This window comes from Dietzia sp. B44 (assembly GCF_014145245.1).
Lineage (GTDB): Bacteria > Actinomycetota > Actinomycetes > Mycobacteriales > Mycobacteriaceae > Dietzia > Dietzia natronolimnaea.
This window is the reverse complement of the sequence record NZ_JAALEF010000135.1, coordinates 1-5,967: the sequence shown is the minus strand read 5'-3', so window position 1 is coordinate 5,967 and position 5,967 is coordinate 1. Positions and strand designations below refer to the sequence as shown.

Annotated in this window: 5 protein-coding genes; 2 read left to right on the top strand and 3 right to left on the bottom strand. The window is 70.2% G+C overall.

The window, feature by feature from the left end:
* Positions 1–888: class I SAM-dependent methyltransferase (locus G6017_RS17285; RefSeq protein ID WP_182616263.1), on the bottom strand; the 888-nt coding region annotated here is incomplete at its 3' end.
* A gap of 224 nt (positions 889–1,112) precedes the next feature.
* On the opposite strand from G6017_RS17285, the gene G6017_RS05290 reads away from it, so the two are divergent.
* Complete coding sequence (locus tag G6017_RS05290; RefSeq protein ID WP_179525231.1) at positions 1,113–2,537, top strand: NAD(P)/FAD-dependent oxidoreductase; 1,425 nt, start codon at positions 1,113–1,115, stop codon at positions 2,535–2,537.
* Between the two features lie 145 nt (positions 2,538–2,682).
* Here the strand turns inward: G6017_RS05290 and G6017_RS05285 are convergent, their stop codons facing one another.
* Positions 2,683–3,099: a PaaI family thioesterase gene (locus tag G6017_RS05285; RefSeq protein WP_179525230.1), complete on the bottom strand. Its 417-nt coding sequence runs from the start codon at positions 3,097–3,099 to the stop codon at positions 2,683–2,685.
* Between the two features lie 174 nt (positions 3,100–3,273).
* Entirely contained in the window at positions 3,274–4,038 is a 765-nt protein-coding gene (locus G6017_RS05280) for a hypothetical protein (RefSeq protein ID WP_182616261.1), read from the bottom strand.
* Positions 4,039–4,334: 296 nt separating this feature from the next.
* On the opposite strand from G6017_RS05280, the gene gnd reads away from it, so the two are divergent.
* On the top strand, positions 4,335–5,807 hold the full coding sequence (gene gnd / locus G6017_RS05275; RefSeq protein ID WP_179525228.1) for an NADP-dependent phosphogluconate dehydrogenase: 1,473 nt from the start codon (positions 4,335–4,337) through the stop codon (positions 5,805–5,807).
* Positions 5,808–5,967: the final 160 nt, after the last annotated feature.

Below are 5,967 nucleotides of genomic sequence, written 5' to 3'. Positions count from 1 at the left end.
TCCCGCCGTGACCCCGGGATCGACCGCGACCACCGCGTCGACCTTCCCCCGCGCGTCCGCCGGCCCGCCCAGGAAGAGCGTGATCTCGTCGTCGAGCCCCGCCGCGGCGAATCTCGACCCGAGGGCCGCCAGGCGCTCGGTCGACGAGGTCATCGTCCGTACGTGTGCCCCGCGCTCGGCGGCCCGCATCGGCAACTCACCCCACCCGGGAGTGGCGACGAGGGCCCGGGTGCCGGCCCCGACGCCGGCAAGGGTGAGCAGCGTGTCGGCCGACCGCCGTTGGGCGTCCCCCAGGTCGTTGCGCCGGGGGGGCGACGCCGGGACCTCGAGGTGGACCACGTCGGTCCCGTCCTCCATCCGTGCACGGGTGCGTGCACCGGAGGCGAACACGGCGCCCGCCGTCGACATCGTCTCGTCGGTGTAGAGGGAGGTGAGCGCACCGGGAACGGAATCCTCGAGCTCCACCACCACCGGTCCCCCGCGCCGTCGCCCACCACCGGGGCTCCCGCGACCGTCGCGCCCATAGGCTCGTTCACCCGGGTGGGCGCAGTCGGAGTTCCCCGCGATCCACGGGCCGAGGGTTCCTATGGCCGCGCCGAGGTCGGTGGTCGTCCACTCACCGGCCATGTAGGACTCTCCCAGGCCGAGCACCCCGGCGGACGCGAGGCGCGCCCAGAAGCGCTCGGGCTCCCGCAGGACCACTCGGACGGGGGCGTCGTACTCGCCCGCCGCCGTCGAATCCGGGTAGTCGATCCTCAGACCGAGGTCCCTGGTCGACCTCCTCAGGGCCTGGGCGACCTCCCCCGCGGCCTGTCCGCCCATCCCGTCCGGCTCCGCGAGCGCGGGCCAACGATCGAGGTCGACGGTCTGCGGTTCGAGTCTGACCACCGGGTCCCTCCTCAGGGGTGTCGTCAGTGGGACGGTACCGCCGCACGTCGCCCGGGCGGGTCAGGCGCGACGGGGGGAGCGTTCACCGCGGCGAGCCCACTACGTGTGCACCGGCTACCGCATACCACTACCCTGGGGACTCGTTCCCGCGCGTGACCCGCCCGGGGACCCGATCGGCGAGCCCCGCGCTCACCACGACAGTCTCACCTTCACCAGGAGCCGCCATGACCGAGCCCGCACACGACCAGGTCACCGCCACCGCACCGGCCGGACGCCGGCACCGAGTCGTCATCATCGGGTCCGGCTTCGGCGGGCTCTTCGCGGCCCAGCAACTGAAGAAGGCGGATGTGGACGTGACCCTGGTCGCCAAGACCGGGCACCACCTCTTCCAGCCGCTTCTCTACCAGGTCGCGACCGGCATCCTCTCGGTGGGCGAGATCGCCCCGCCCACCCGGCTCATCCTGCGCGATCAGAAGAACGTCACCTGCATCCTCGGTGACGTCAACAAGATCGACGTGGCCGCCAAGACGGTCTACGCCTCGGCAGGTCACATCAAGTTCGACCTCGAGTACGACAGCCTCATCGTGGCCGCCGGCGCCAATCAGTCGTACTTCGGCAACGACCATTTCGAACGCTGGGCCCCCGGCATGAAGACCGTCGACGACGCCCTCGAACTGCGCAGCCGGATCCTCGGCTGCTTCGAGCAGGCGGAGGTCACCGAGGACGACGAGGAGCGCCGCCGCCTCCTCACGTTCATCATCGTGGGCGCGGGACCGACCGGTGTCGAGATGGCCGGGCAGGTCGCGGAGCTGGCCCAGCACACCCTGAAGAACACCTTCCGCCGTATCGATCCCGCCTCCGCCCGGGTGATCCTCCTGGACGCGGCCCCCGCCGTCCTCCCGCCGTTCGGCAACAAACTGGGCAACGCGGCTCGGGCCCGGCTCGAGAAGATGGGCGTCGAGATCCAGCTCAACGCCATGGTCACCGATGTGGACCAGCGCGGGATCGAGGTGAAGGACCCGGACGGTTCGGTCCGCCGGATCGACGCCACCTGCAAGATCTGGTCCGCGGGCGTCCAGGCCAGCACGCTCGGCAAGATGCTCGCCGACCAGACGGAGGCCGAGATCGATCGCGCGGGACGGGTCCTGGTGCAGAAGGATCTCTCGCTGCCCGGGCACCCCGAGATCTTCGTCGTCGGCGACATGATGAGTCTCGACAAGCTCCCCGGCGTCGCACAGGTCGCCATCCAGGGCGGCAAGTACGCCGCGAAGCAGATCATGGCCGAGGTCGAGAAGGGCAGGTCCCCCGCCGAGCGACCGCCGTTCAAGTACTTCGACAAGGGCTCCATGGCCACCGTGTCGCGTTACAGCGCGGTGGTGAAGGTGGGCAGGCTGGAGATCTCCGGCTTCATCGCCTGGGTGATGTGGCTCGTGGTGCACCTCGCGTACCTCATCGGGTTCAAGAACCGCCTGACCACCATGTTCTCCTGGGGAATGCACATGGGCGGTGACCACCGCTCCCAGCTGACCTCCACGCAACAGTGGGTCTACGGTCGACAGGCCATCGAGCGGGTGGCGGCCCATGAGAAGGCCCGCTCGGCGGAGGAGGCCCGCGACCGGGCCGTGGAGACCACGTCGATCGGCGACTGAGGAGCGACGACTCAGCCGGTTCGGCGAGTCGATCGGTTCCGGGACGAGCGCCCGGCGGGACATCCCGCCGGGCGCTCTCGCTGTTCTGCCCCGGTTGTCGCCGCGCGCCCCGGGCCGGACAGGGCTTCTCGCCCGGCGACCGGGCCTACTGGAGGTTCGCCAGCCGGACCTGACCCACGGCAGCGAGTCGCCCCTCGTCGTCGGTGATCTCGACACGCCACAGCTGCTGGCTGCGTCCCCGGTGCACGGGGGTACCGGTCGCCGTGAGCGTGCCTTCGGTGACGGCCCGCAGGAAGTCGGTCGAGTTGTTGACCCCGACCACCTTGCCCTCACCACCGAGCCACACCGCGCCCGCCACACTCGCGACCTCCTCGGCGATGGCACAGTAGACGCCGCCGTGGACGATCCCGTAGGGCTGGTGCAGGTGCGGCGCGATGTCGACCGAGACCACGACCCTGTCGGGAGTGATCTCCCGGTAGTCGATGCCGATCCCGCCGCCGAAACCGGTTCCGGACCGTCCCCGGATCAACTGGATGAACTCGTTCTCGACCGCGTCGGACATCGGACCTCTTCTCCCGGCCCGGGCTGTCCGGGCGATTCGGGTACCGACGCTACCGCGCCTCCGCGTCCGCGCAGCCGAGCCGTGCGGGGTCACGCGCGTCAGGTCAGGTCAGCCGGGCCCAGCGGGCCGGGCCGGGCCAGGCGGGATCAGCGGACCGAGCCGGGTCAGGCGGGATCAGCGGACCGAGCGCCAACCCCTGTCGCGCACCGGGATCGGTCCCGATCCGGGCGTTCGCGGAAGGGCGCTGCGCCTCCGTACCGCCAGACCTGAGTCGTGGAGCGCCTGCAGCACCAGCTGTCCGCGGCGGTATCCGGTCTCCGCACTCGTGTCGGCGAAGGTCGGGACGATCGTCGCGGCACCCAGCACGCACTCCCCGACCACCGACCACAGGGTGTCGACGCTGCAGTTGCTCACGCGGGAGAGATCGTCGAACACCGGACTCAGGGTCATGCGTGACCGGCAGGCGAGCCACTGCGCGAGGGCCTGCTCGCACGGCAGGACAACGGTCCCCGGCGAACCCGCGGACGGATCATCACAGAGCAGTCGCAAGGTGGTGTCCCGGACGCCCGCCCAGTCGAGCCCTCCCTCGATGTCGGTGCGGACCGCGAGGTTCTCCGCACCCGTGTCCCACACCCGGCCGATGGTGACGAAGCTCGCGACCGCCCGGCCGATCACCCCGTGGGCGAACGCGTCGGCGACGAGGTACGTCGAGAACCGGATGTCCCCGGACTCCGCGAAGTAGTTGCGGAACATCGTCTCGACACGTCCGCCGTCCACCGCACGCTCCAGCGGAACCCACCGGCGGCGGGACTGGGTACCGAGATCCGCGATCGAGTAGAACTTCGGGTATCCCGGTCTGAACCCGGCGAGTATCTCGACCGTGTCGTCGAACACCGTGCGCGTACCCACGATCTGTGTGGGCAGCATGGAGCTGGTCATGTCTGCTGCTTCCCCCTCGCTGATCACTTCTCACTCGGGCCGCCTGCACACCGGCGCCACACCGCGGCGCGTTTCCCCCCGTTCCGCGGGTGCACCGGTGTCCCGGCCCGGTAATAAGTGATACAACACACCACCTCGTACAACCAAGGGTTTCGGACCGGTTCCGGCAATCGTTGCACTCAGTGCACCACTGACCTGTCAGCAAACACTCAGGTTCGCGGATGCCCGCCGGACGGCCCGTCTCCCCCATCGATGCAGGTCCACTGCCCGGGAACCCGTGGACTACTCTGAGACACATGAGTACTGAGCGCGAGGACGCGCAGCCGACCTCAGACACCAACGGGACCGCCGACATCGGAGTCACCGGACTCGCCGTGATGGGCTCGAACATCGCACGGAACTTCGCCCGCCACGGGTACACGGTCGCCGTACACAACCGCTCCGCCGGCAAGACCGACGCTCTCCTGGACGAGCACGGCCGGGACGGGGACTTCGTCCGCACCGAGACCATCGAGGAGTTCGCCGCCGCACTCCGGTCGCCGCGACGTGCGCTCGTCATGGTTCAGGCCGGGGCACCCACCGACGCGGTGATCGACGCCCTCGCCGAGGCGTTCGACGAGGGCGACATCATCATCGACGGGGGCAATTCCCTCTACACCGACACCATCCGCCGGGAGAAGGCGATGGCCGACCGCGGGATCCGGTTCATCGGCGCCGGGATCTCCGGCGGCGAGGAGGGCGCCCTCGAGGGCCCGTCCATCATGCCGGGTGGCCCGGCCTCCAGCTACGAGGTCGTCGGGCCCATGCTCGAGGACATCTCCGCCAAGGTCGACGGGACCGCGTGCTGCACCCACATCGGCGAGGACGGTTCCGGTCACTTCGTGAAGATGGTGCACAACGGGATCGAGTACTCGGACATGCAGCTCATCGGCGAGGCGTACCACCTCCTGCGCGGTGTGGCGGGGATCGAGCCTGCGGCCATGGCCGAGGTGTTCCGCGAGTGGAACACCGGCGAACTCGACTCCTACCTGATCGAGATCACCGCGGAGGTGCTCGCCCAGGTGGACGCCGAGACCGGGTATCCCCTGGTCGACGTGATCGTCGACCGCGCGGGCCAGAAGGGCACCGGCCGCTGGACGGTCAAGTCCGCACTGGATCTGGGAGTCCCGGTGACCGGTATCGCCGAGGCCGTCTTCGCCCGCGCCCTGTCCAGTTCGGTACCGCAGCGCGAGGCGGGCCGCGCGCTGCCCTCCGGCGCGGTGTCGACCCCGAGCGGCACCGGCCCAGAGTTCATCGAGGACGTCCGGCGCGCGCTCTACGCGTCGAAGGTCATCGCCTACGCTCAGGGATTCGACCAGATCACCGCTGCCACCGCCGAGTACGGGTGGGATGTGGCGAGGGGTGACCTGGCCACGATCTGGCGTGGGGGATGCATCATCCGCGCCACCTTCCTCGACCGCATCCGCGAGGCCTACGCGGAGAACGCCGATCTCCCCACTCTCCTGGCCGCCCCCTACTTCGCCGAGGCGCTCGCCGACTGCGTCGACAGCTGGCGGCGCGTCGTCACCACGGCGGTGACCGCGGGTATCCCGGCGCCCGGGTTCTCCGCGGCCCTGGCCTACTACGACGGGCTCCGGACCGAACGACTGCCCGCCGCGCTCATCCAGGGACAGCGCGACTTCTTCGGCGCCCACACGTACCTGCGGACCGACCGCGAGGGCAGCTTCCACACTCAGTGGAGCGGCGACCGTACGGAGGTGCGGGCCTGACCGGGCCGGCTCGGACCGATCTGGGCCGTCTACTCGCCGGGCTCGGCGTCGCGGTCCCGGTCAGACACGCCGTCTCCACCGTCGTCGACGGCCCGGCGAGCGCGATCCAGATCGCCGCGCTCGACGACGCCGTCGCGGGCCGCGACCTCCTCGCGGTCGC